This window comes from Pseudomonas sp. LBUM1678 (genome assembly GCF_059695575.1).
In genome coordinates this window covers 6,211,330-6,236,175 of sequence record NZ_CP166775.1, presented here as the reverse complement: position 1 = coordinate 6,236,175, position 24,846 = coordinate 6,211,330, and the positions used below count along the sequence as shown (strand labels likewise).

The 24,846-nt window shown below is 58.8% G+C and carries 20 protein-coding genes and 1 tRNA gene; 5 read left to right on the top strand and 16 right to left on the bottom strand.

What is annotated here, in order from left to right; translation table 11 throughout:
* Positions 1-191 precede the first annotated feature (191 nt).
* Entirely contained in the window at positions 192-1,121 is a 930-nt protein-coding gene (locus ACA070_RS28460) for a LysR family transcriptional regulator (RefSeq protein WP_497449201.1), read from the bottom strand.
* Between the two features lie 169 nt (positions 1,122-1,290).
* On the opposite strand from ACA070_RS28460, the gene ACA070_RS28455 reads away from it, so the two are divergent.
* The 4 genes from ACA070_RS28455 to ACA070_RS28440 all read left to right on the top strand — a co-directional run bounded on the left by ACA070_RS28455 (position 1,291) and on the right by ACA070_RS28440 (position 3,700).
* A complete protein-coding gene (locus ACA070_RS28455) occupies positions 1,291-2,532 on the top strand; it encodes an aspartate aminotransferase family protein (protein ID WP_497449200.1) in 1,242 nt (413 codons plus the stop codon).
* Positions 2,533-2,786: 254 nt separating this feature from the next.
* On the top strand, positions 2,787-3,143 hold the full coding sequence (locus ACA070_RS28450) for a type II toxin-antitoxin system RelE/ParE family toxin (protein ID WP_497452036.1): 357 nt from the start codon (positions 2,787-2,789) through the stop codon (positions 3,141-3,143).
* The gene (locus tag ACA070_RS28445; RefSeq protein WP_497449199.1) at positions 3,136-3,456 is read left to right on the top strand and encodes a helix-turn-helix domain-containing protein; all 321 of its coding nucleotides are present in this window, start codon (positions 3,136-3,138) and stop codon (positions 3,454-3,456) included. The genes ACA070_RS28450 and ACA070_RS28445 overlap by 8 nt, the downstream gene beginning before the upstream one ends.
* A gap of 85 nt (positions 3,457-3,541) precedes the next feature.
* Positions 3,542-3,700, top strand: a complete 159-nt coding sequence (locus tag ACA070_RS28440) for a YqaE/Pmp3 family membrane protein (RefSeq protein WP_003211049.1) — start codon at positions 3,542-3,544, stop codon at positions 3,698-3,700.
* A gap of 118 nt (positions 3,701-3,818) precedes the next feature.
* Here the strand turns inward: ACA070_RS28440 and ACA070_RS28435 are convergent, their stop codons facing one another.
* The 10 genes from ACA070_RS28435 to ACA070_RS28390 form a co-directional block, all read right to left on the bottom strand.
* Positions 3,819-5,645, bottom strand: a complete 1,827-nt coding sequence (locus ACA070_RS28435; RefSeq protein WP_497449198.1) for a S9 family peptidase — start codon at positions 5,643-5,645, stop codon at positions 3,819-3,821.
* Complete coding sequence (gene pqqE, locus ACA070_RS28430; protein ID WP_497452035.1) at positions 5,611-6,753, bottom strand: pyrroloquinoline quinone biosynthesis protein PqqE; 1,143 nt, start codon at positions 6,751-6,753, stop codon at positions 5,611-5,613. The genes ACA070_RS28435 and pqqE overlap by 35 nt, the downstream gene beginning before the upstream one ends.
* Positions 6,754-6,757: 4 nt before the next feature.
* Positions 6,758-7,033 carry a pyrroloquinoline quinone biosynthesis peptide chaperone PqqD gene (gene pqqD / locus ACA070_RS28425; RefSeq protein ID WP_131060972.1) on the bottom strand — a complete coding sequence of 92 codons (276 nt, stop codon included), beginning with the start codon at positions 7,031-7,033 and terminating at the stop codon, positions 6,758-6,760.
* Positions 7,030-7,782: a pyrroloquinoline-quinone synthase PqqC gene (gene pqqC / locus ACA070_RS28420; RefSeq protein ID WP_497449197.1), complete on the bottom strand. Its 753-nt coding sequence runs from the start codon at positions 7,780-7,782 to the stop codon at positions 7,030-7,032. Before pqqC ends, pqqD begins: the two co-directional genes overlap by 4 nt.
* A 137-nt stretch (positions 7,783-7,919) precedes the next feature.
* A complete protein-coding gene (pqqB, locus tag ACA070_RS28415) occupies positions 7,920-8,831 on the bottom strand; it encodes a pyrroloquinoline quinone biosynthesis protein PqqB (protein WP_497449196.1) in 912 nt (303 codons plus the stop codon).
* A 79-nt stretch (positions 8,832-8,910) separates the two neighbouring features.
* Complete coding sequence (pqqA, locus tag ACA070_RS28410) at positions 8,911-8,985, bottom strand: pyrroloquinoline quinone precursor peptide PqqA (RefSeq protein WP_009045898.1); 75 nt, start codon at positions 8,983-8,985, stop codon at positions 8,911-8,913.
* 155 nt (positions 8,986-9,140) lie between these two features.
* Positions 9,141-11,567, bottom strand: coding sequence for a pyrroloquinoline quinone biosynthesis protein PqqF (gene pqqF, locus ACA070_RS28405; protein WP_497449195.1), 2,427 nt, complete (start codon positions 11,565-11,567; stop codon positions 9,141-9,143).
* Between the two features lie 48 nt (positions 11,568-11,615).
* On the bottom strand, positions 11,616-12,410 hold the full coding sequence (locus ACA070_RS28400) for a carbon-nitrogen hydrolase family protein (protein ID WP_497449194.1): 795 nt from the start codon (positions 12,408-12,410) through the stop codon (positions 11,616-11,618).
* Between the two features lie 12 nt (positions 12,411-12,422).
* Complete coding sequence (locus tag ACA070_RS28395) at positions 12,423-14,105, bottom strand: flavin monoamine oxidase family protein (RefSeq protein ID WP_461955998.1); 1,683 nt, start codon at positions 14,103-14,105, stop codon at positions 12,423-12,425.
* A gap of 221 nt (positions 14,106-14,326) precedes the next feature.
* A complete protein-coding gene (locus ACA070_RS28390; protein ID WP_427636629.1) occupies positions 14,327-14,788 on the bottom strand; it encodes an Lrp/AsnC family transcriptional regulator in 462 nt (153 codons plus the stop codon).
* 166 nt (positions 14,789-14,954) lie between these two features.
* Here ACA070_RS28390 and ACA070_RS28385 point away from each other — a divergent pair, with 166 nt between their 5' ends.
* A complete protein-coding gene (locus ACA070_RS28385; RefSeq protein ID WP_497449193.1) occupies positions 14,955-15,632 on the top strand; it encodes a peptidase M41 in 678 nt (225 codons plus the stop codon).
* A gap of 84 nt (positions 15,633-15,716) precedes the next feature.
* Here the strand turns inward: ACA070_RS28385 and ACA070_RS28380 are convergent, their stop codons facing one another.
* From ACA070_RS28380 to dnaG, 5 genes are all read right to left on the bottom strand, one after another.
* Positions 15,717-16,025, bottom strand: coding sequence for a DUF3077 domain-containing protein (locus ACA070_RS28380; RefSeq protein ID WP_461955996.1), 309 nt, complete (start codon positions 16,023-16,025; stop codon positions 15,717-15,719).
* Between the two features lie 690 nt (positions 16,026-16,715).
* A tRNA-Ile gene (locus ACA070_RS28375) sits at positions 16,716-16,792 on the bottom strand.
* 15 nt (positions 16,793-16,807) lie between these two features.
* Complete coding sequence (locus ACA070_RS28370; RefSeq protein WP_497449192.1) at positions 16,808-20,554, bottom strand: EAL domain-containing protein; 3,747 nt, start codon at positions 20,552-20,554, stop codon at positions 16,808-16,810.
* Between the two features lie 122 nt (positions 20,555-20,676).
* Positions 20,677-22,527: an RNA polymerase sigma factor RpoD gene (gene rpoD / locus ACA070_RS28365; protein WP_461955992.1), complete on the bottom strand. Its 1,851-nt coding sequence runs from the start codon at positions 22,525-22,527 to the stop codon at positions 20,677-20,679.
* Positions 22,528-22,594: 67 nt separating this feature from the next.
* Positions 22,595-24,574: a DNA primase gene (gene dnaG / locus ACA070_RS28360; RefSeq protein WP_497449191.1), complete on the bottom strand. Its 1,980-nt coding sequence runs from the start codon at positions 24,572-24,574 to the stop codon at positions 22,595-22,597.
* Positions 24,575-24,846: the final 272 nt, after the last annotated feature.

Below are 24,846 nucleotides of genomic sequence, written 5' to 3'. Positions count from 1 at the left end.
GTGCTGCTGTTTTCCCATAGGCGTCGATTGGATCCAGAGCTAATCTACTTCACATGGACGTCGCGCAGGAAGCGCAAAGCAACAACATGGACACGTAGGATTCTGCCAGGACGGCGGAGTGAAATGGATGTCAGGGAAACAGTCTGCAAAGCCCCGCTTCGGCGGGGTTTTCTTTGCCTGCAGAAAAGTAGTCAGCTCAGCCTGTCGAGCGTATTCGAGCTGTTCAAGCGGTCGTCCGGCCCGTTCATCACTTCCTCCAGCAGCGTGCGCAATAAGGCCAGCGAGGCTTGTTGCCGTTGCACATCCCGACAGACCAATCCGACTTTCAGCGGCACTCGCGGCTCGGTCAGCGGTTTCCAAAGCAGCTCGTTATTGCCGAGCGCCTTTTGTGAACGCCCGGGCAGGACGGTGGCCAGCCGGGTGTGGGGCAGACTGTCGAGAATCCCCGCCATGTTGTTCAGTTCCGCCTGTACCTGCGGGCGTCGTCCCAGATTGGCCAATTGTGTTTGCCAGATCTGCCGTATCTGGAACTCTTCACCCAGCAACAACATGGGCAACTCGGCGGCCTGACTCATCGAGACTTTCTTGAATTCGCGCAGCGGGTGGTCCGCCGGGATGACCAGGGTCAGTTCATCTTCGTACAGCATGACGCCATGCAAGCCCGGCTGGCGGGGTGGCAGATAGCTGATGCCGATGTCGAGGGAGCCATTGAGCAGCCGCCGCTCGATCTCCAGGCCAGTCAGTTCATAGATCTGCACCACCAGATGCGGCTGCGCCTTGCGCACGCGTTCGAGCATCTGCGGCACCAGACTGGTGTGAACTGTCTGCAACACTCCGATGGCCAAGGTGCGTAAAGCCTGGCCCTTGAAGTTGCCCAACGCCTCACGTGCCCGTTGCAGGCCATCGAGCAAGGGCAGGGCGTGGTTGTACAAAGTATGAGCGGCCAGAGTGGGCAGCAGGCGCTTGCTGCTGCGTTCGAACAGGCTCACATCGAGGTTTTGTTCGAGCTGGCGGATCTGCTGGGACAGTGCCGGTTGGGAGATTGACAGTCGCTCCGCCGCCCGGCCTACGTGGCCTTCTTCGTAGACCGCGACGAAATAACGCAGTTGCTTGAAATCCATAAGGTGCGCTTATCGAAAATGCTGGGAAATCGAAATGGCTCAGCGCCGTGCCCGAGCCTAGTCTAACCGCATTCACAAGGCTTACAGGGCCAGAGCGCACGATGAATACCGTTTACGTCGATGGTGTTTACATAGGTAGGGCAAAAAACCTCAAACGAGAGTTGGCCCGATGAATCTGTTCAACTTGCGTCGCAATCCACCGAGCCTCGATGACTTGGTCGCAGATACTTTCCAGTCGTCGAGAAGCGACAACCTTTCCAGCGAGTGCCTGATGCCCAGTGTCGAGCGGCCGAAACAGATTTTCGTCCGCGGCCAAGGTTCATGGTTATGGGACAGCGATGACCGCGCTTACCTGGATTTCTCACAGGGTGGCGGTGCCAATAGCCTGGGCCACAGCCCTTCGGTATTGGTCAATGCGATCTCGGAACAGGCTCAGTCGCTGATCAACCCCGGTTTTGGTCTGCATAACCGCGGGATGCTCAACCTTGCCGAGCGGCTCTGCACAAGTACCGGCAGTGATCAGGCGTACCTGCTCAACAGTGGCACCGAAGCTTGTGAAGCCACGATAAAACTGGCTCGTAAATGGGGTCAACGACATCGCGGCGGGGCTTCACGGATCATCGTTGCAAGTCACGGCTGCCATGGCCGTGGTCTCGGGACGATTTCAGTGTCGGACTTCCACCACGTTCCCTTCAATGATCTTGCGGCGATGCACGCAGCGGTCGATGCCCGGACCGTGGCAATCATGCTCGAGCCGATCCAGAGCGAAGCCGGGGTGATTCCGGCCACCGGGTCCTACCTCAAGGGTGTCGAACGCCTGTGCCGGGAACTGGGTATTTTGTTGATCCTTGACGAAGTGCAAACCGGTATCGGTCGCTGCGGCACCTTGCTTGCTGAACAGTCCAGTGGCGTTCGAGCAGATATCGTCGTCCTCGGCAAAGGGCTCGGCGGTGGCGTGCCATTGGCCGCGTTGTTGGCACGAGGCAAGGCCTGCTGTTTCGAGGTGGGCGAACTGACGGGCACTCATCACGGCAATGCACTGATGACGGCTGCCGGTCTTGCCGTTTTCAACACTATTCAAGACAAGGGTTTTCTCGATCATGTGAGTGAAACCGGCCAGCACCTGCGCGAAGGCCTGAGTCGATTGTCCCATCGCTATGGCCACGGCGAGTTGCGTGGGCAAGGGCTGCTTTGGGGACTGACCCTGTCCGACGATTCGGCTGATGCCGTAGTCAAATCAGCGTTGTACGAAGGCTTGTTGCTCAACGCCCCGCAACCCGATTGCCTGCGCTTTACCCCGGCCCTCACCGTCAGCAAAGCCAACGTCGACGAAATGCTCCTGCGCCTGTCCCGCGCCTTTTCCCGCGTACGCACTGCGCAACTGCAGTGCCGCAAAGGGATTGCGGTCTGATCAGACCCTTCCCGCACGAATTCCAGAACCGTCTCGCGGTAATAACGCATCGCCCCACGTTTGATTCTTTTCGCGTGGGGCGTTTTTTTGTCTCTGCGTTTTGCCAAATGCAATCAGCGCTTGAGCGACTGCTGGATCAGTGGCTTTTTAAAAAGAGCCGGCAAGGAGTGCCGGTGCCAACGAACCAACATTGTTGAAGAACTGGCTTTGAAATCTATACCACTGAGTGGTATGTTTTTTTGGAAGGGATGCCGATGTCACCAAGGTTGTTCAAGGCAAAACGCTTTGCGATGCAGGCTGCAAAAGCGTGCATCAGTGACGAAGAGCTTCGGGAGGCATTTACTGAGATGCTCGATGGCCAAGCTACAAATCTCGGAGGAGGGGTTTGGAAGAAGCGTTTGAATGCCAATCGCCATCGTTCCATTGTCTTGGCTAGAGGGGCCAGTTACTGGGTTTATCAGTTTCTCTATGCGAAGAAGGACCAAAGCAATATTTGTCAGACAGACCTGATCGCTTTTCGGAAAATGGCGAAGACCTACGAAGGACTGTCGGATGTGCAAGTCCAGTACTTCCTGGATATCAAGGAGTTTGTGGAGATCCCCTATGAGTAAGAAATTTAGAAGTGAGGCATCGGAATCTGTATACGAGTCTGCCAGTGCCTTGTTTTCCATCGGTGCAATCAGCAAGACTACCTTGCGCGAGTTCGAGGAGCTTTGTCTGGCTCCAGTACCGGGGGCCATTGATGCGGAGCAGATCAAACAGCTGCGCGAGCGCAACAATGTCAGCCAACCAGTGTTCGCGCGTTATCTGAACACCAGCCCTTCGACGGTAAAAAAATGGGAGGCAGGCGATAAACATCCCAGCGGCATGGCGCTCAAGTTGCTGAGCATCGTTCAGAAACACGGTCTAGAGATACTGGCTTGAAGAACCGCGCTGAACCCTGACGAACGGCGCGGGTCGATTAACTGTAGGGCTCACACGAGTCCACCTTCAAATCAGGAGCTGCCCCATGGATATCATTCGCATCATCATTGCCATTCTGTTGCCGCCACTGGGTGTGTTTCTGCAAGTCGGTTTCGCCGGCGCGTTCTGGCTGAATATTCTGCTGACGTTGTGCGGTTACATTCCGGGGATCGTGCATGCGGTGTACATCATCGCCAAGCGCTGAATTCTACGGCGTCAGATAGATCGCTTTCGCGGGCAAGCCTCGCTCCTACAGGTACGGGGTTATTTCTGTAGGAGCGAGCGGGCGGCGATCCGACTTGCCCGCGAAAGGCGCGACGCGGTCAACTTGCTAGTTCGATCACCCGTCGATAAAACAACCACTCCTGCTCCAGCGCATGGGCCTGGTTACCGGCCTTGCGAAAGCCATGGCGTTCGTCCGCGTAGTAATGCGCGTCAACCAGAATGCCGTTGTCCTGTAGCGCCTTGACCATGTCGCGAGTCTGTTGCGGCACCACCACGGCATCCAGCTCGCCCTGAAAGAAAATCACCGGAACACTGATGTTGCTCGCATGCAGCAACGGTGTGCGCGCGGCGTAGCGATCGGCATCTTGTAGCGAATCACCAATCAACCAATCCAGATAATCGCCTTCGAATTTATGGGTCGCCCGGCCCAGTGCAACAGGATCGCTGACACCGTAAAGGCTGGCGCCAGCGCGAAAGACCTGGTGAAAGGCCAGCGCACAAAGAGTGGTGTAACCACCGGCACTGCCACCGCGGATAAACGCCTTGTCGCCGTCGATCAAGCCTCGATCGGCGAGATGCGCGACAACGGCGCAGGCGTCCTCCACGTCGACTTCGCCCCAACTCAAATGCAGCGCCTGGCGGTAAGCCCGGCCATAACCACTGCTGCCGCGGTAGTTGAGATCGGCCACGGCGAAGCCGCGTTGCGCCCAGTACTGAATGCGTGGATCAAGCATCGGGTAGCAGGCCGAGGTCGGGCCGCCGTGGATGAACACCACCAGCGGCGGTTTCGCATCGCCGGTCATCGCTGGATAAAAAAAGCCATGGGCCTCGCCCGCACCGCTAGGGTAGCGCAGGGTTTGCGGGACGCTGATGTGTTCGGCGGGCAACGGTGCAATACCGCCGGCGAGGATTTTGACTTGCCGGGTATCACGCTCGATCGCGATCACCGCCGATGAACTGACGGGAGATGCCGCGATGCAGTAGATAAATTGCTCGTCCAGTGCGAGATGGCGAAAGCGGCTGTAATCGCCGGTGAAATCTTCAGCGGCGTCCCCGCAAAGTCCCAACTTGCCAAACCCGCCTTCGGTCCAACTGGCCAGGTAGCTGCCCTCGCTCAGCGGCAACCAGGTGCTGCCTCCCAGCTGCCACGGCGCTGGGCCATGATCAGCGGCGGCACTCGGCATCGAGCGCAGGCCCTCTGCGGATTCCACCCAAGGCTGCCAGTAGCCTCCGCGATCCGTCAGGCAAAACAAATGGCCGCCGCCATCGAAACGAGGTTGTTGCAGCGACTCCTGAACATCCTCGCCCGCCACACAACGCGGTTGAGCAAAGCTTCCATTGTCCTGGCGTTCGGCAACCATCAGGCGAGTCGCGGTCCAGGGCTGATCCGGGCGGCTCCATTCGATCCACGCCAATCGTTGCGAGTCAGGACTCAAAGTCGGCGCGGCATAGAAATCGGCGCCTTCGGCCAGCAGATGACGCCTGCCGTCAGCCACGTCGATCGCGACCAGACGATGCCGATCACCGTTCTCTTCAACCGCGAGCACCTGGCCGTTGGCAAACTGCAGATCGCCGTAACGGCATTTCCCTGAGGTCAGCACCTCAGGCGTCCCGCCCGCCAGCGATTGCCGATAGAGCCGTTGGTCCGCTTCGTTGACGAAAACAATCCCGTCATCGGTCAGACAAAACGCGCCACCGCCATATTCGTACACGCGGCTGCGCACGCTGAAACCTGCCGGCGTCAGACAACGGGCCTGGCCGTCGCGCCAATGCCAGATCCTGCAGGCGGCATCCTCGGGTCGGTATTCGTTCCAGAACAGGCCATGCTTGCCGACCAGCAGCTCGGCGAAGTCGATACCGGCCGCGACGGCCCGGGAGGCGCTGAAGGGTTCAGCTTTTAGCGATGAGTCGTGAATTTCGTTCATTGCGAAAGGCCAGTTGTTCGATGGTCTGAGTCGCGTGCTCGGCTTCTTCGCGGGCCTTGAGAATCACGCCGTGATAGTCCGACTTGCTGCACACCGGGTCGGCATTGCTCGCGTCACCCGTGAGCATGAACGCCTGGCAGCGGCAGCCGCCGAAGTCTTTTTCTTTCTCGTTGCAGGAGCGGCACGGCTCGGGCATCCAGTCGTAACCGCGAAAGCGGTTGAAGCCGAACGAGTCGTACCAGATGTGCTGCATGCTGTGGTCGCGCACGTTGGGAAATTGCACCGGCATCTGTCGGGCACCGTGACAGGGCAGCGCGGTTCCGTCCGGCGTGACCGTAAGAAAAATGCTGCCCCAGCCGTTCATGCAGGCTTTCGGGCGTTCTTCGTAGTAGTCCGGCGTGACGAAAATCAGCTTGCACGGATGCCCTTCGGCTTCCAGTTTTACGCGGTATTCATTGGTGATGCGTTCGGCACGGACCAACTGTTCCCTGGTCGGCAACAAACCGACCCGATTGAGCTGCGCCCAACCGTAAAACTGGCATGTCGCGAGTTCGACGAAATCGGCCTCAAGGGCGATGCACAGCGCGATGATCCGGTCGATCTTGTCGATGTTGTGCCGATGGGTCACGAAGTTCAGCACCATCGGATAACCGTGGGCTTTCACCGCGCGAGCCATTTCGAGCTTCTGCGCGAAGGCCTTTTTCGAACCAGCCAACAAGTTATTCACTTGCTCGTCGCTGGCCTGAAAACTGATCTGGATATGGTCCAGACCCGCCTTCTTGAAGTCGCTGATTTTCTGCTCGGTCAGACCGATGCCGGAGGTGATCAGGTTGGTGTAAAAACCCAACGTGCGCGCCTCGCTGATCAGCTCGGCGAGGTCCTGGCGCACCAGCGGCTCACCACCGGAAAAGCCCAGCTGTGCAGCACCCATTTCTCGCGCTTCGCGGAACACTTTGATCCACTGTTCGGTGCTCAACTCTTTGCCTTGCTCGGCAAAGTCCAGCGGATTGGAGCAGTACGGGCATTGCAGCGGGCAGCGATAGGTCAGCTCGGCCAGCAGCCACAGCGGCAGACCGATTTCTGGTTTGGGCGGTAACTTGTCTGACACGGAATCAGGCAAGTTCGATCCAGTGCTGAGCACGGGCAACCTCCATGAACTGCTCGATATCTTCACCGAGCTCGGGCACGCCGGGGAACTGTGCATCCAGTTCGGCGATGATCGCCGCGACATCGCGTTCTCCGTCGATCAGACCGCCGATCAGCGCGGCGCTTTCATTGAGTTTGATCATGCCTTCCGGGTAGAGCAGCACGTGGCCTTTCTGCGCCGGTTCGTACTGGTAGCGGTAGCCCTGACGCCAGGTCGGGGTCTTGCTGCGATCAAAACTCATAAGGTGATTCCTTTATGCCAGACCCGTTGCTCGGTCACGCTGTGATACGGCGGGCGGTTCAATTCGTAGGCCATGCTCATGGCATCGAGCATGCTCCAAAGGATGTCCAGTTTGAACTGGAGAATTTCCAGCATGCGCTCCTGGCCGACCCGCGTCGTGTAGTGCTGCAACGTGATCGCCAGGCCGTGCTCCACATCCCGGCGTGCCTGGCCGAGGCGCGTACGGAAATACTCATAACCGGTGGGGTCGATCCACGGGTAATGCTGCGGCCAGCTGTCCAGGCGCGATTGGTGGATCTGCGGCGCGAACAACTCGGTCAGCGAGCTGCTGGCGGCCTCCTGCCAACTGGCCCGGCGGGCGAAGTTGACGTAGGCGTCCACGGCGAAACGTACGCCGGGCAATACCAATTCCTGCGAGCGCAGCTGATCCGGGTCGAGGCCGACCGCTTGGCCCAGACGCAGCCAGGCTTCGATGCCGCCGTCTTCTCCGGGGGCGCCGTCGTGATCCAGCAGACGCTGAATCCACTCGCGACGGATCTCGCGGTCAGGGCAATTGGCGAGGATGGCGGCGTCTTTCAGGGGGATGTTCACTTGATAGTAGAAGCGGTTGGCGACCCAACCCTGGATCTGCTCGCGGGTCGCCCGTCCTTCATACATCGCCACGTGGTACGGGTGATAGATGTGGTAATAGGCGCCCTTGGCGCGCAGGGCCGCTTCGAATTCGGCGGGGGACATTGGGGTGTCAGTCATTGCTGTTCTCCGGGTACGACCGGTGGATTTTGTGGTGTCTGGACCGGCCTCATCGCCAGCAGGCTGGCTCCCACAGTTGATCGCATCCCCTGTGGGGCCAGCCTGCTGGCGATAGACCGCGCAGCGGTCTCGATGCCCTACAACACAATACTCATGCCGTCATAAGCCACTTCAACATTGCGCCGAACCAACTCGGCACGCTCCGGCGAATCCTCATCAAGAATCGGGTTGGTGTTGTTGATGTGGATAAGCACCTTGCGCTGCTTGGGCAGTTGCTCCAGCACTTCGAGCATGCCGCCGGGGCCGTTTTGCGCCAGATGGCCCATTTCCCGTCCGGTACGCGTGCCGACGCCACGGCGCTGCATTTCGTCGTCATCCCACATCGTGCCGTCCACCAGCAAACAATCGCTGCCGGCCATGATTTCCAGCAGCGGCGCATCGACTTTGCCCAGGCCCGGCGCATAGAACAGTTTGCCGCCGGTGTTCAGGTCTTCGACGATCAGGCCGATGTTGTCGCCCGGGTGCGGGTCGAAGCGGTGCGGCGAGTACGGTGGCGCGGCGCTGCGCAGGGGCAGCGGGGTGAAGCGCAGACTCGGGCAGGCCGGGATGGTGAAGCTGCGGTCGAGTTCGATGCGGTTCCAGCTCAGCCCGCCGTTCCAGTGGGTCAGCATTTTGAACAGCGGAAAACCGCTGCTCAGGTCTTCGTGGACCATGTCGGTGCACCAGACCTGATGCGGGCAACCTTCGCGCAGGCTGAGCAGGCCGGTGGTGTGATCGATCTGGCTGTCCATCAGGATGATCGCGCTGATGCCGGTGTCGCGCAGGGCGCGGCCCGGTTGCATCGGGGCGTAGCTCTGGAGTTGCGCACGAATGTCCGGCGACGCGTTGCACAGAATCCAGTTCACGCCGTCATCGGAAATTGCGATGGACGACTGGGTCCGCGCCTTGGCGTTCAGGCTGCCGTTGCGAAAACCTGCGCAGTTGACGCAGTTGCAGTTCCACTGAGGGAAACCGCCGCCGGCGGCGGAACCTAGAATCTGGACAAACATGGGCGCTCCATCATTTCAACGCTGAAAATAAAAACGCCCCGGTAAACCGAGGCGTTGCACATCATTACAACGTCAGACCTTAGCGGCTTGCGAAGTACATGGTGACTTCAAAGCCGATACGCAGGTCGGTGTAAGCGGGTTTGGACCAGGACATGGGAGCGCTCCTTCAGGTGATGAGACAGTTGAGATCTATACATATAGTCCACCTCCAGCCGGAGATGTTCAGATAGTTAGGTGGCTATGTTACTCAAAATTTCCGAGCGATTGGCCGCGAATCTTTGAGAAAGCTAATTGCAGCGTCGGTAATGATCATTTTGCCGCTTGCCAAGGCGCCTTTGCGCAAACACTGCTGGCCAGGCAGCGCCAGCCACCTTCGGCTTGATTCAGTTGTCGGGCAGCGGCTTTTAACGTTTCGCGATCAATCATCAGGATCGCTTCAGGCAGACGCTCCAGATAATCCGACGAGTGGCCGGCCAGTTTGCTTTGCCAAAGCAGTTCAGCGGCCTGCGCGTAGGGCAGTGCGGTGCTTTGGAATTGATCGGCCAGGGCCTGGCGCTGGGCGATGAAAGTCGCGTCATCGATACCTTCGATCATTCCGGGCATTTCGCACAAGAAGCGTTCTATGTGCTCCAGCAGATCCTGAGGGGCAACGCTCGGGGATTGAACGCCGCACAGCAGCCCGGTCTGCCCATGAATCTGCCGCAGGCCGCTGAACACGGCATAACCTAATTGCAGCTCAACCCGCAGGCGCTGATAAAACGGCGTCTGACCCAAGTGGGCGAGCAAGCGCCAGGCGGCTTCGTCAGCGATGTCTGGCGAGGCCGTCGGACAAAACAGCAACAGCGCGTGTTCGCTGGAGCCGGTGTCGATAGCGCTCCAGAGATGCAGCGAGTTTATCGAGACGGGCGGCGACGACTGATCGTCCGCGACACCGGGCACGCGGCTCAGTGCCAGGCCCATCGCCGCTTGAGTCTGCGCCGACAGGCCTGTTGCCAGACCTTGCCAGCGCGCGCTCGCCCACAACTGCTGGACGTCATCAGTCTCAGCGGTGCGCTCGAGGCACTGCTCGGGCAGCGTCTTCAGCAGCTGTCTGATCGGCATCAACGGCACGCTTATCGGTTCTTTCTGTGGGAAACCGGTGTCGGGTTTTGTCAGTTCTTTCAGCGCATGTTCGAGGACAGTCGGCATCGGCTCCTGCAGTCCTGTCATCTTCAGCAGCCATTCATTGCCTGATGCACTGAAGGAAAAGTCGACGCCCGCCTGACGGGCATCTTCGCGCAAGGGTTGCAGGCGATTTTCCAGGCTCGATTGAAGACTAGGGTGAGGTTTGCCCAGTAGCCGCCAGCGCAGATAAATTGCGCCTTCGTCGGTGTTATCCGGCAATACTTGACTGAACTGCATCGGCGAGTTTTCGCGACGGCTGCGCGAGCGGTCCTGGGCAAATGTCCGCAGGCCCCGGTGTTTGCTGGTTTGGCCGCGAATTAATCCGGCACTGGCCGCAGGTGCTTCAGCGCGTAAAAACGGATTCGGTGTCGGCAATTGCCAATCGCCGGTGAAGTTATCCACAGCGCCGATTTTCTTCAGAATGTCTTTGAGCGCTACGACGCCTTGTTCGGATAAAACGTATTCAAGCTGTTCACTGTCCAGTCGCGCCAGTTGCAGGGCGCCGCTGACTTGTTGCTGACGGTCGAGCAGGGCGGCGTACTCTTTGCGCAATTCGGTCCAGTTCTGGTGAGAGGCGAAAAAGCCCAGCCAATCCACCAGCCGCTCGCGGATCACGTGCGCCGGTTGGGCCGTGGTGAATTCAATGTGCAGCAAGGCTTGCCCGGCGAACTGATACAACGGCGCAGCTTTCAGGCTTTCCGCCAACCCGCGTGTGCGCAATTCAGCCAGCAGACCACCAGGTTTCGCGGCGTTCAGCCAATGGCACAGAAACGCTAATGCTTCGTGCGATGAGTCGGGCAACGCTTCGAAAGCGAACAAAAAATCGAGCCGACGCTCGCCAGCCTGTTGATAACTTTTGTCGGAAGAATGCATCAGCGGTACAGGCGTTTGTTGCGCGACCTTTTCGCCTACGGCAATAGCAGCGCCAAAGCGTTGAGCCATTGCTCTCAACTCATCGAGACTTTGTGGGCCGACCAGGCTCAATGTCATCTGCCCGGTCTGATAGAACTGCTGATGGAAATCCTTCAACGCTTGCTGAAACTCCGGCTGCGGCACCGGCAGGCTATACCGGTTGCCCGCATGAAACGCCCGCAGCGGGTGAGCGGCGGAAAGCCCATCGAACAACCTGAACTGCTGCTGGGCCGTGGCATCCCGGGACCATGCGACAAATTCGGCATGCAGCACTTCCCGTTCCCGCCGCTGATCGTCCGGATTCATACGTGGATGAGCGAGCATGTCTGACAGACGCTCCAGCCCACCGGTGAATGCTGGCGGCGGCAGTTCGAAAAAGAAGTCGGTCGTGCGTTCGCTGGTGCGCGCATTAACCTGGCCGCCATGACCTTGCACGTAGGCCATCAGCCCTTCCCCTGCGGGAAAACGCTCCGTACCCAGAAACAGCAAATGCTCAAGAAAATGCGCGAGGCCGGGCCATGCCAGCGGCACGTCATGACTCCCCGCGAAAACCCGCAGTGCAGCCGCACAACGCTTCAAATCGGGAGCGTGACGCAGCGTCACCCGCAGGCCGTTGGCCAGGGTTTCAGTGTGGGGGCGAGGGTGATTCAGCGCAGGCATGAGCACTTCCAGAACAGAGAAGCGCTAATGCTAGCGGATTACAGGGACTCAGCGCTTGTTAAGGTCGCCGTAAAGCTCGGGACGGCGATCGATCAAATAGCGATTGGCGGCGCGTGAGTCGACCATCAACTGACGATCCAGCTCGCCGACAATCAGTGCTTCGTCCAGGCCCGCCTGGGCGATGCGGCTACCATCCGGCGCAGCGATGCTGCTCTGGCCGCAGTAATTGATCTCGCCTTCCTGTCCGCAGTAGTTGGCGTAAGCCACGTAACACTGGTTTTCGAAGGCACGGGCGCGGACGGTGACGTCGGCAACGAAGTCGAAGGGAATCATGTTCGCCGTCGGCACCAGGATCAGCTCGGCGCCGGCCAGGGCCAAGCGTCGGGCGTTTTCCGGGAATTCCAGGTCGTAGCAGATCAGGAAACCAAGCTTCCAGCCATTCAGATCCACCAACGGAAAATCATCCGTACCGGCGCTGAACATCGAGTGATCGAGGTCGCCGAACAGGTGAGTCTTGCGGTAGTTACACAGGCGCTCGCCATTGGCGTCGATCAATTGCACGGCGTTGTAGATTTGCCCGTCCTCGGTACGCTCGGGGTAGCCATATAAAATGGCGATCCCGGCCGTCTTGGCAATGCGCGCGATCTGCTGCGCCGATTCACCGTTGTGCACTTCTGCCAGCACGCTAACGGCATCGAGGCCGATGTTGTAGCCGGTCAAAAACATCTCCGGCAGCACCAGCAAATCCGCGCCTTTGGCCTCCAGCGCCAGTTGATGCAGGCGTTGCAGGTTGCCTGCGACATCCAGGGGCAGCGGTGGGCATTGGTAAAGGGCTACGCGCATTTGGGATTCCTCTTACTCGGGCAGGGCGATCGGACCGATCTCGTTGAACACATCACCTGGACCCGGGTTTTCGGCGTGAGTTTCGCCGCCAAAGTGTTTCATGATGCCCCACACCGCGTTGAGCGAGGTCTGCACCGCGCCTTCAACCCACGCCGGTGTCCACGAAACGTCGTCGCCGGCGATGAAGATCCCGCGTTGCTCGGCGGGCATGTCGTCCTGCATGAAGTGCGCGTACATGCGCTGGTTATAGCGGTAGTGGCCGGGCAGGGCGCCTTTGAAAGCACCGAGGAAATGCGGGTCGGCTTCCCACGACACGGTGATCGGGTCGCCAATGATTCGCGCGGCGATGTCGACTTTCGGGTAGATCTTTTTCAACGCATTCAACGCCAGTTCTACGCGTTTTTCCACCGGGTGCGGGAGCATTTTCAACGCATCGCTCATCCACGAGTACGACAGGCAAATCACCCCCGGCTTGTCGTCGCCGTTGTCGAAGAGGTAGGTGCCGCGGGTCAGGCGATCGGTGAGGGTCATGCTCATCAGGTCGCGGCCGGTTTCCGGATCCTTGTCCTTCCAGAATGGCCGGTCGACCATCACGAAGGTTTTCGACGATTGCATGTAGCGGGTGCGGTCCAGGGCCATCCACATCTTTTGCGAGAACAGGGTTTCGTCGCATTCGATCTGGGTGGTCAGCAGCCAGCTCTGGCAGGTGGTCAGTACTGCGGCGTACTCGCGGGTGTCGCCATTGTTATCGGTGACCGCAAAACGGCCGTCCGGGGCGTGAGCGATTTTCTTGACCCCGGAGCGTGGCGCGCCTCTGTGAAGCGACTTGAGGCTGGTGCCTTCAGGCCAGTGCACGCAACGTTCCGGCACGTGGCGCCAGATGCCTTGCGGCACTTGTTCGACGCCGCCGACCACCAGGTGCTGGTGATCGTCGCAGTTGGTCATCACGACACGGAAGATTTCCAGCATCGAGTTCGGGAAGTCCGAGTCCCAGCCGCCGGTGCCGAAACCGACTTGGCCGAATACTTCGCGGTGATGGAACGAGAGCTTGGCGAAGGCTTCGGAGGTGGCGACAAAGTCATAGAAGGTGCGGTCGTCCCACAGCGGAACCAGAGTGTTCCAAAGCTCTTTGAGACGCGGCACGTCACGGTCGCGGATCGCTTGCTGGATATCGGAGAACTGCGAGCCTGCCTCCAGCGCATCCGCCCACGCGTCAGCCACTTCCTGGAACAGTGCAGGAAGATCCGCCAGTTTCTGTGCGTAATGGGTTTTGCCTTCCAGGTCGATCACGGTGCTGCCAGAGGCTGGCGTCAGCGGATTGGGAAAAGGTTTGGTCTCGAGACCGAGCTTGTCGACGTAGTGGTAAAACGCTGTGGACGACACCGGGAAGCGCATGCCGCCCAGTTCGGCGACGATGCCATCGGTCCCGTTGAATGCCTGGGAGCGCAGGCGGCCACCCATTTTCGAGGCTTCGTAGACGACAGGTTTGAGGCCCAGTTTCATCAACTCATAAGCCGCCACCAGACCGGCGATACCCGCGCCGACAATCGCCACTTCGGCACCATGATTGTGCGCAGGAATGCTGCCCAGGCCAGCCGGGTGTTCGATCCAGTCGTCAAAGCCGAAAGGAAAGTCCGGGCCAAAAATGGTGACTGGTTTTTTACCGTCTGCAGGATGGCGATTGTTCTTGTTCATGACTGACCTTACTGGCGACCCGACGCGGAATGCGCATCTGAGTATAGGAAAAGATGGCAGCCATTCTAGAGAGCGTAGAACACGTTAATAAGACGCAATGTGTCGTCGTTTTGCCAATTAACTGATCAATATGACGACGTGAAGCTACACACCGTCAGTGTAGGAGCAAGGCTTGCCCGCGAAGAGGCCCGCCCGGATACCGCATCACTTGCGGCCAAAACTCAAACCGGCTGCCCCCGATCAATCTTGCTGCTCAAGATGATCGAAGTCGTCGTCTTCTCCACCCCATCCACACTGCCAATCTGATCCAGCAACTGATCCAGCTGCTCCGGCGATTCCGTGCGCAACCACGCCACATAATCAAATTCGCCACTCACCGCACACAACTGCTGCACCTGGGCCATGGCACTGAGCCGACGCAACACCTCCTTGCCCGACCGTGGTTGCACCGTGATCCCGACGTACGCCTGCAATCCACCGTCCACCACCCGTTGACCCAGACGCACGCCGTAACCGGTGATGACTTTGGCCTTCTCCAGCCGCGCCAGACGTGAAGTCACCGTGGTCCGTGCGATCCCCAATTGGCGAGCAAGCATGGCCACGCTTTCGCGGGCATTGAGCTGCAAGGCCGCGATCAATTGGCGGTCGATTTCGTCAAGAACGGGTGGGCGGGTGTCAGGCAAGGGTCGTCTCCGGCAACACAAATCAGTGGCTTGGCATGTTACAGCACGGCTGGCACGACGGATGTCTGTTCTGTTTTCAGAACGTCAGACGGCGCGCGGAAGAGAGGATGGACACCAGCAGTCAGTCATAGTCGAATGAGAGATCAAGGGATGCGAGGTGATCAAAATGACGAAGAACATGCCTCCCGCTGTCCGGGATCACGCAGTGCAGATTGCCAATCACGAAATGGGCCACTACGTCGTTGCCCGGGCCCTGGGGTTTGAAACGGGTGATGTGAGCCTGAAAGTGACCATGGACCTGCGGCATCAAGCGGGCGCTTCCATTACCTTGGCGCATTCAATTACGACGATTGAGGCAATGAAGGAGCATCTGCAAGCCCGGATCATGGTCCTCTTTGCGGGCGCCATGGCGCAGTCATTGGCTTCAAAGCGTTCACCCGGCAAACGCGTCGATAAGCCGAAAGCCGCCGCCATCCTGAGGGGAGAGCTTGGGGCGGAACAGGACTACGCAAAAATCAGGGAGTTACGGCACTTGCTGCGCAACATCACTTACCCCGATACGGATCCGGCTTTGCCTGACCGCATATCGGCCGAGCTGAAAGAGATTACGGATCGTCTGTGGGGCCGGACTCAAACAATCGTGGAGGCATTGGCCGATACGATTACCGGGTTGGGCGAGGCGTTGGTAGATGCCATGGGTATCGTCGAGCAATGGGGCAGGGCGGCGGATACGTATGAGGGGGTGTTGACGGGGGCGGTGCTTGAGCGGATGGGGTTGGTGCAGGGGATTCCTGTGTTGAGTGTCTGGTCTGGTAGTGGTGATGCCGATCCGCACAGTAAATAACGACATGCCCGGCGCGCATTGCGCGCTCGATCACGATTTGGAAGCCCCGAATAATCGGGGCGTATTTCAGGGGGATTTGCCGAGCTATTCCTCTGATTCCGTCGCGGTCCGAACCGGTCTCGGTGTCAGCACTTTCACCACATCATCAATCACCGCCTTACCCATCGCCGTCAGATAGTGCGCGGCCCAGGCGTGTCGGTCGGTGTCTCTTGCGTAGGCTGCGTCCTCGGCAAATGATTTGGCGAGGAACAGCAGATCGGAGGCTTGTGACAACGCATCAACGATGGGGACGCCGGCACGGACGTTAAACAACGCCTGATCCGAGCAGTAGATGAGTGGGGTGAAACCGATGGTTTTCAGGTCAGACGGTGCGGACGGATTTGCTTTGCTCATTGTTTCGCTCCTTAAAACGAGGAGCTGCCGCATTCGTTACCACACGAATAGGTGGCAGCTGTACGCAGGGTGGTAAACCGGGAAAGCAAAGAAACCGGCAGACCCGAAGGTCTCCCACGCACAGCCGCCATAACACAGGATTACAGGCGTAAAAACGCATGAAATCGTAATGGGGAGCGCTGTTGCACTTTGCCTAGCCGAGTTACCACACCCGATCGCTACATTTGCAGCGACGTCCGGAGAGTATCCCGTCGAAGAGAGCGCCAACAAGGCGGCAAAGTGCCAAAACGCACCCATTACGCAATTCTCGGAGTTTGCCTACAAGGTCCGCGGGCGTCATCTGATATTGCGACATTCTCAGCAAATAAAGCCTGAGCGTCAGGTACGAACTGCCAAACCATGCAGCCGCCCAGGTTGCTGGGCAAGATGGGCGTTGTGCTGCTGTGCAGTAAGGTCTACATGCGGTAGCCGAGCGCTACCAAACGCTAGGAGCAGAAACGAAAAAAGACGCCATAGGCGTCTTCTTCGATTTGATAAAGCAGATCCGGACACCACTTACGAACCGCCTTGCGCGGTTACGGCTTTCGCCGCTGGGGAGCGCTCAATCTCATCCGGTCAGTCGCTTCGACAACACTGTGCACGTCAATCATTAAATCTGAGAAAGCCGCGCATTAGCGCGGCTTTGCTATTTGGTGGGCCCACACGGATTTGAACCGTGGACCAAAGGATTATGAGTCCTCTGCTCTAACCAACTGAGCTATAGGCCCTCAGTAGGCCGCGGATTATAGCGATGGTTTCTCGGCTGTGCTATCCGAAAAATCCGATACGGCTATACGAAGAAACGTCGCGGCAAATTCGTCGGGGGGAAGAGGCAGGCTGACGATGTAGCCCTGGATCTGTTCACAGCCTTCTTCGGCAAGGAATTGCTGCTGCGCCAGGGTCTCGACGCCCTCTGCAATAATGGTGAATTGCATGCTGCTCCCCAGCGCGATGATGGCGCGAACAATGGCCGCATCGTGGGGATCGTCAGGCAGGCCGCGGACGAAGGACTGGTCGATCTTGAGGATGTCCAGCGGCAGGCGCTTGAGGTAGCTCAGGGACGAGTAGCCCGTACCGAAGTCGTCGATCGCCAATTGCACACCGAGGTGTTTGAGTTGGTGCAGCACCGCCAAGGCTTCTTCGGCCTGGCTCATGATGAAGTTTTCGGTAATTTCCAGTTGCAGAAAACCGGGCGCCAGGCCGTTGTCCTTGAGCAGTTGCTCGATCCGACTGAGCAGGTTCGGCTGGCGCAGTTGAGCGCCCGCGAGGTTGACCGACAGGGGGCCGAGGCACTCGTAGACCTGATTCCACTCGTACATCTGTCGGCAGGCCGTCTCAAGCACCCAGTCGCCGATTTGCAGGATCATGCCGTTTTCTTCTGCCAGGGGAATGAAGTGTTCCGGCGGCACCGCACCGAAGGTCGGGTGATGCCAGCGAATGAGCGCTTCGGCGCCGACCAGTCGATGGTCGGCGAGGCTGATTTTCGGTTGGTAGTAGAGAAACAACTCATTGCGCTCGATGGCGCGCCGCAGTTCATGTTCCAGCGCTACGCGCTCGCTGGCCTGGGCGGTGAGGTCGCGGGTGTAGCTTTCTACCCGGTTACGGCCCTTGGCCTTGGAGCGATACATCGCGGCATCGGCGTTCTTGACCAGCGTGGCGACGTCGCAGCCGTCCTTGGGATAAAGGCTGGTGCCGATGCTGGCGCTGATGAAAAACTCGTGCTCGCCGGCCTGGAAGGGGGCGGCGAAGCAATTGAGCAGCTTGGTGGCAATGTTGTCGGCATCGCTGGACTGTTGCAGGCCCGGCAGCAGGATGATGAATTCGTCGCCACCCAGGCGCGCAACGGTATCGATGTCGCGCAACTGCTCTTTCAGGCGCACGGCGATGCCTTTGAGCAGCAGGTCGCCCACCGGGTGGCCAAGGCTGTCGTTGATGTGTTTGAAGCGGTCCAGGTCGAGGAACAGCACCGCGCCCTGGCCACCGTTTTCCTGTTGGGTGTTGAGGGCTGTCTGCAGTCGGCTCTCGAACAGCGTGCGGTTTGGCAGGCCGGTCAGCGGGTCGTGGTGCGCCTGGTAGTCAAGTTTGGCCTGAGCGTGTTTGAGGCTGGAAATGTCCGCGAACACCGCCACGAAGTGGGTGATGAATTTTTCCCGGTTGCGCACGGCGCTGATGGTCAGCCAGCTCGGGTAGAGCTCGCCATTCTTGCGTCGGTTGGAAATCTCGCCTTGCCAGTGACCTTCGTCCGTCAGTTGATGCCACATCGCCGCATAGAACGCGCTGTCGTGGAGGCCCGAGGCGAGCAGGCGAGGGGTGTGGCCCAATGCTTCGCTCTCGCTGTAGCCGGTGATCTCGGTGAACGCACGGTTGACCGCGCTGATGTGCTGCTGGGTGTCGGTGATCAACACCCCCTCGGCGGTGCTCTCGAACACCGTGGCGGCCTGTTGCAGTTTCTCCTGCATCAGATGCCGCTCGGTAATGTCCCGAGCAATGGTCAGCATGCAGTCCTCATCGCCGATGGGCAGCGGACGGCTTGAAACCTCGCAGAGACGGATCTGCCCGTCGCTGCGGCGGATGTGGCAGCTGAAGTCGCGAACGAACCCGTCCCGGTGCAGCAAATCGAGCATTTGCTTGCGTTCGTTGAGGTTGACCCATATCCCCAGTTCCAGGGCGGAACGATCCACGGACATCGCACTGTTGAAGCCCGTGATGCGGCTGAAACCCTCGTTGACTTCCATCAGCAACCCGTCGCTCTGCCGGGACAGCAGCAAGCCGTCCGGGGACGCGTGGAAGGCCTTGGCGAATTTTTCTTCGGAGGTTTGCAGTTGTTGCTGGGTTTCCTTGAGCTGACTGATATCGCGCACGACGACGACCAGGGCAGGGGTCGTATCGAGGTCGAAGGGCTCGGCGGAAATCAGGCCGGTAAACACTTGGCCATTGTTGCGGCGAAAGGGCATCTCCAGGTTGCGGATACTGCCGGCCTGCAGGCGCTGCAGCAAACCCGGACCAACACCGGGGATGCCCCAGATGTTCAGGTTGGTGGCGGTCTGGCCAATGACGTCTTCGGCCTTGAGTCCAATTTGTTCTTCGAATGCCTTGTTGACTTCCATCAGGCAGCCATCGGAAAGCCGCGCGATCACCAGGATGTCCGGGCATTGCTGAAACACGGAGGCGAATTTTTGCTCGGAGAGGCTCAGCGCCTCTTCCGTGCGCTTGGCATCGCTGATGTCGATCATCAATCCGCGCATCACCGGCTCATGACCATGCTCGATCAGGCTGACGATATCGCGTACCCACAAACAGCGGCCATCGGCGGTGATCACCCGGTAATCGATACTGTGATCGCGCCCGGCCAGTACTTCGTGGTCGCAGAATGTCTGGGCCCGGGTCAGGTCCGCAGGGTGGATGATGTTGCGCCAGAACCCCGGAATCAGCCAGTGGGACAGGGGATAGCCAAGGAGTTCTTCGGCATGCGGTGAGACATAGCTGTAGGTGAAATCGCTGATCCGCGCTTCCCAGGCAATCGCGGAAAGACTCTCCACCAGCCCGCGGTAATGGTATTCGCTGCTGCGTAGCTCTTGTTCCAGATCGACCCGCCGGGCAATTTCCGAACTCAAACGGCGGTTAATGCGGATGACCACTGCCAGCATGATCATCAGAAACAGCAGCCCGGGCAGACCGTAAACCAGCAAATCCGACCAGAAGGTTCGATGATCCAGGACATTGCCGACCCAGTGTTCCTGGATCGCGTTGATTTCACTTGTGGACATGTCCGCCAGGACTTTGTCCAGGATACCGACCAGCATCTTGTTGTTCGGGGGCACGGCCATCGCCAGTTGATAGCGATAAGGCGTTTCACCGCTGACATACAGGCCGTCGAGCTTGAGCTGACGCAGGCTCCAGACACTGGAGGCGAGATCGCCCACGACCGCGTCCACTTCATCGGTGGCCAGCGCCTGCAAGGCCGAGCTGACATTGGGCATCGCTACCAGGTTCAGATCAGGGTGGTGCGTGCGCAGCAGTTCGTGGGGCGCATAGTTTTCCACCACGGCGATCTTCAGCCCGTAGAGCTCTTCGAGTTTGTGCGGCTGTGGGCCTCCGACATGGGCGAGGATGACAATCGGAAAGTCCAGGTAGGGGCGAGTGAACGACAGGTACGACTGGCGCTCCGGGGTCGACATGATGCCCGGCAGGATGTCCAGTTTGCCCTGTTTGGCCTGTTCCAGTACGACCGTCCAACTGACCGGCTCGATAGGCGTCAGTTTGGTGCCCAGCCGTTGACGGATCACGTTGATGTAATCCGCTGCCAGCCCCTGATATCGGCCCTGTTCATCACGAAATTCAAACGGCGGCCAGGACGCGTCGACACCCAGGCGCAAGTCCGGGTGAGCCGCCAGCCAGCTACGTTCTTCGTCGGTCAGAGTCAGCGCGCCAGCCGTTGCGGTCCAGGTCATCAGCGACAGCAAAAAAAGCACGGTCGGCAGTCTGGGCATAACGGTCTCGTTATGGCTCGGGGGAATGTTTCGAGTGTAGACGGGCAATTCGGCGGGGGGGAAGTGCGGGGGATTTTATCTGTAGAAAGCAAAACCCCCGGCCTGGGCCGGGGGTTTTGTGATCACTCGTCGAGGAAGGAGCGCAAATGCTCGCTTCTCGTCGGGTGGCGCAGCTTACGCAGCGCCTTGGCTTCGATCTGACGAATCCGTTCACGGGTCACGTCGAACTGCTTACCAACCTCCTCGAGGGTATGGTCGGTATTCATGTCGATACCGAAGCGCATGCGCAGAACCTTGGCTTCACGGGCAGTGAGGCCGGACAGAACTTCGCGAGTCGCTTCTTTAAGGCTCTCAACAGTGGCGACATCGATTGGCGACTGCATGGTCGAGTCTTCGATGAAGTCACCCAGATGGGAGTCTTCGTCATCACCGATCGGGGTTTCCATGGAGATCGGCTCTTTAGCGATCTTCAATACCTTGCGGATCTTGTCCTCAGGCATTTCCATGCGTTCGCCCAGCTCTTCCGGGGTCGGTTCGCGACCCATTTCCTGCAACATCTGCCGGGAAATACGGTTGAGCTTGTTGATCGTCTCGATCATGTGCACCGGAATACGGATGGTGCGGGCCTGGTCGGCGATCGAGCGAGTGATCGCCTGACGGATCCACCAGGTGGCATAAGTCGAGAATTTGTAGCCGCGGCGGTATTCGAACTTGTCTACCGCTTTCATCAAACCGATGTTGCCTTCCTGGATCAGATCGAGGAATTGCAAGCCACGGTTGGTGTACTTCTTGGCGATGGAGATCACCAGGCGCAAGTTCGCTTCAACCATCTCTTTCTTCGCGCGGCGGGCCTTGGCCTCACCGATCGACATGCGACGGTTGATGTCCTTGATCTCGGCGATCGTCAAACCGGTTTCGGTTTGCAGCGCGGTCAGCTTTTGCTGGCAACGAACGATGTCCGGTTGCAGGCGACCAATGGCTTCAGCGTATTTGCTTTTGCCTTTGGCCAGTGCATCGGTCCAGCTTTCGTCAACTTCGTTGCCCGGGAACTGGCGCAGGAAGTCGGCACGCGGCATGCGGGCATCACGAACGCAAAGTTGCATGATCGCGCGCTCTTGCTGACGCAGACGATCCAGGGCACTGCGAACACGCTCGACCAGGCCTTCGAATTGCTTCGGAACCAGTTTGATCGGCATGAACAGCTCAGCCAGAAGCACCAGCTCGGCAATTGCCAGCTTGTTGCCACGACCGTGCTTTTTCAGCGCCTTGCGGGTGATTTCCATCTGATCGGAGACAGCGCCAAAGCGCTGAGCTGCGATGACCGGATCCGGACCGCTTTCGGCTTCTTCTTCGTCATCAGTCGTCGCTTCGGCGTCATCGTCGTCGGTATCGTCGTCCGCTTTCACGGCTTTCGGATCGACAGGCGGCGGCACTTCTGCAGCAGGCGGCGCAATGCCATCGTCCGGGTCGATATAACCGCTCAGGACGTCGGACAGGCGGCCACCTTCGGTGGTGACGCGAGTGTACTCGGAGAGAATGTGGTCAACCGTGCCAGGGAAGTGCGCAATTGCGCCCATCACTTCACGGATACCCTCTTCAATACGTTTGGCGATTTCGATTTCGCCTTCACGTGTGAGGAGCTCTACCGTACCCATTTCACGCATGTACATGCGCACTGGGTCGGTGGTGCGACCAATGTCGGTCTCGACCGCTGCCAACGCTGCTGCTGCCTCTTCGGCCGCGGCTTCGTCGGTATCGGCGTCGGCCAGCATAAGGGAATCCTTATCTGGCGCAACCTCGAATACGTTGATCCCCATGTCATTGATCATGCGGATGATGTCTTCCACCTGTTCCGGATCTGAAATATCCTCCGGCAGGTGGTCGTTGACCTCCGCGTAAGTCAGGTAACCCTGCTCACGACCAAGTGTGATCAACTCTTTGATACGAGACTGCTGTTGCGCTTTTCCGGACATAACACCCTATCCACTGAAGGTCTTGGCGGGCAAAAAACAAGCCGAGGATTATACCTGAGCTATGACCTCACGCGCCAGTTGAGGTCGGGGTTGATACAGCCATATTGCGTTTTAATAGGTCGCGCATCTGATTTGCTATCTGATTTGCTTCCTCCGCGGTCAATCCTGGCTGCCTTGCTTTCCTGATAAGTACTTCCAGGCTATCCGTGTGTTGGCTTGCCGATAACCTAGTAATGGTGTCTAAAAACTGTTGTTCAAGGTTGTCGCCATCAATCAGCCATTCCTTTTCCGCCAAAGCCCTGAGCAATCGGCCTTGTTCAGTCCCGTGCCATCGGGCCATTAACTGAATAGAGTTTAGCTTAGGATTTTTCTGCACCGCCCCGATGAGGGCTACCAGCAGTTGCGCGTACGTGTTGCTCTCATTCGCGAAGTGATCGGCGGTTTCTACCTTGCCCGCCAGTTCCGGGTGATGAATAAGAGTGCGCAGCGCTATCAGCGTTGGTGCTTCGACAGCGATCGGTGTGCGTGGTGCGCTATGTTGATCGCGATCACCACCGCGTTTGCTGTTCTTGTCCCACGGCTTCTTGTCCCATTTCTTGCCGCCGGCGCCGGGTTTCTTCGGCGTCCATTCCTGCTGCGGCGCATATATCTCTTGCGCCTGCGGCTGATGGTAGTCGCTGTAATCCGGCATGGCGTCGTAATCGATGCCCGGGTCGTAGGCGGGTGGCGCATCCTGAGGAGCGCTTTGCACCAACTGGCTCACAGCTTCGCCGCTAAGTCCGGTAATTTCGGTCAAGCGTTGACGCATCAAGATGCGCAGGTTCGCGCCCGGGACCTTGTCGATCAGCGGCGCGGCGAGGGTGGCCATGTGGGCCTTGCCTTCGAGCGAGCGCGGGTCCGATTCTTCGGTCAACTGCTGAAAAAAATAATCCGCCAATGGCTGGGCGTGCTGGTTGATTCGCGCACGGAACGCGTCAGTGCCTTCGGAACGGACCAGCGTATCCGGGTCTTCGCCTTCGGGCAGGAACAGAAAACGCGCACGTCGCCCGTCTTGCAGGCATGGCAGTGCCGCTTCCAGTGCGCGCCACGCCGCGTTGCGGCCGGCCTGGTCGCCGTCGAAGCAGAACAGCACGTTGGGCACGACGCGAAACAGCCGCTTCAAGTGTTCTTCGCTGGTGGCGGTGCCCAGGGTCGCGACGGCATTGCGCAAGCCTTGCTGGGCGAGGGCGATGACGTCCATGTAGCCTTCGACGACGATGATTTCGTCAAGATTGCGGTTGTTCTTGCGTGCTTCATAAAGGCCGTAGAGTTCCTGGCCTTTATGGAATACCGGGGTTTCCGGTGAGTTCAGGTACTTCGGCTTGTCGTCGCCCAATACCCGGCCGCCGAAAGCAATGATGCGCCCGCGGCTGTCACGGATCGGGAACATCACGCGATCGCGAAAGCGGTCATAGCGTTTGCCGGTTTCGGCGTTCTCGATCAGTAGGCCGGCATCGACCATGGCTTTCTGTTGCAGGGTGTCGCTGCTCAAGTGCTTGAACAGATTGTCCCAGCCAGGTGGGGCGAAACCGAGGCCGAAATCCCGGGCAATTTCGCCGGTCAGCCCGCGACCTTTCAAGTAATCCACAGCCGCTTTGCGCGATGGATGACTTTTAAGGGCTTGGCGGTAAAAGTCGGCGGCCGCAGTCAGTAGCGGGTAAAGCGGCGAATCGGTCGGCTGCCGCGGTTTGTGCGGCCGGCCGCTTTCTTCGCGGGGGATTTCCATGCCGGCGGCTTTGGCCAGTTCTTCGACAGCCTGGACGAAATCCAGGTTGTCGTGGTCCATCATGAAGCCGAGGGCGTTGCCGCCAGCGCCGCAGCCGAAGCAGTAATAGAACTGCTTGTCGGGACTGACGCTGAAGGATGGGGTTTTCTCTTTGTGAAAAGGGCAGCAGGCGGTGTAGTTCTTGCCAGCCTTTTTCATTTGCAGGCGCGAGCTGACCACATCGACGATGTCGGTGCGGTTCAGAAGGTCGTCAATGAAGCTCTGGGGGATTAGCCCGGCCATGGCGTTCTCGTCATCTGCGCTTAAATGGACCCAAAACGAAGAGCGGCCGTACGCGGGTCATTGTTTGAGGCGCGCAAAATGTGCGGCTCGACCGGTGTCGTCTGCGTAATCGCTGTCGGGAAGTGTATCTGCCGAAAATCCACTGACGTTAGTACCAATCAGTATTCGACTATATGAAAGTGTTTCGCTGAATCCGGCTGCGGCCAGTCGAGGGCCTCGGATAGCTCATAAGCGGGCACGCAAGAAGGTGCCTTGGGCTGATCGTCGTGAGA

Coding starts and splice junctions, on each gene's coding strand:
- rpoD (WP_461955992.1), bottom strand. CDS start 22,527: ATGTCCGGAAAAGCGCAACAGCAGTCTCGTATCAAAGAGTTGATCACA.
- ACA070_RS28395 (WP_461955998.1), bottom strand. CDS start 14,105: ATGAACAAGAACAATCGCCATCCTGCAGACGGTAAAAAACCAGTCACC.
- ACA070_RS28400 (WP_497449194.1), bottom strand. CDS start 12,410: ATGCGCGTAGCCCTTTACCAATGCCCACCGCTGCCCCTGGATGTCGCA.
- ACA070_RS28460 (WP_497449201.1), bottom strand. CDS start 1,121: ATGGATTTCAAGCAACTGCGTTATTTCGTCGCGGTCTACGAAGAAGGC.
- ACA070_RS28435 (WP_497449198.1), bottom strand. CDS start 5,645: ATGAACGAAATTCACGACTCATCGCTAAAAGCTGAACCCTTCAGCGCC.
- pqqC (WP_497449197.1), bottom strand. CDS start 7,782: ATGACTGACACCCCAATGTCCCCCGCCGAATTCGAAGCGGCCCTGCGC.
- pqqB (WP_497449196.1), bottom strand. CDS start 8,831: ATGTTTGTCCAGATTCTAGGTTCCGCCGCCGGCGGCGGTTTCCCTCAG.
- ACA070_RS28440 (WP_003211049.1), top strand. CDS start 3,542: ATGGATATCATTCGCATCATCATTGCCATTCTGTTGCCGCCACTGGGT.
- dnaG (WP_497449191.1), bottom strand. CDS start 24,574: ATGGCCGGGCTAATCCCCCAGAGCTTCATTGACGACCTTCTGAACCGC.
- ACA070_RS28380 (WP_461955996.1), bottom strand. CDS start 16,025: ATGAGCAAAGCAAATCCGTCCGCACCGTCTGACCTGAAAACCATCGGT.
- ACA070_RS28445 (WP_497449199.1), top strand. CDS start 3,136: ATGAGTAAGAAATTTAGAAGTGAGGCATCGGAATCTGTATACGAGTCT.
- ACA070_RS28370 (WP_497449192.1), bottom strand. CDS start 20,554: ATGCCCAGACTGCCGACCGTGCTTTTTTTGCTGTCGCTGATGACCTGG.
- ACA070_RS28450 (WP_497452036.1), top strand. CDS start 2,787: ATGTCACCAAGGTTGTTCAAGGCAAAACGCTTTGCGATGCAGGCTGCA.
- pqqF (WP_497449195.1), bottom strand. CDS start 11,567: ATGCCTGCGCTGAATCACCCTCGCCCCCACACTGAAACCCTGGCCAAC.
- pqqD (WP_131060972.1), bottom strand. CDS start 7,033: ATGAGTTTTGATCGCAGCAAGACCCCGACCTGGCGTCAGGGCTACCGC.
- ACA070_RS28385 (WP_497449193.1), top strand. CDS start 14,955: ATGACGAAGAACATGCCTCCCGCTGTCCGGGATCACGCAGTGCAGATT.
- ACA070_RS28455 (WP_497449200.1), top strand. CDS start 1,291: ATGAATCTGTTCAACTTGCGTCGCAATCCACCGAGCCTCGATGACTTG.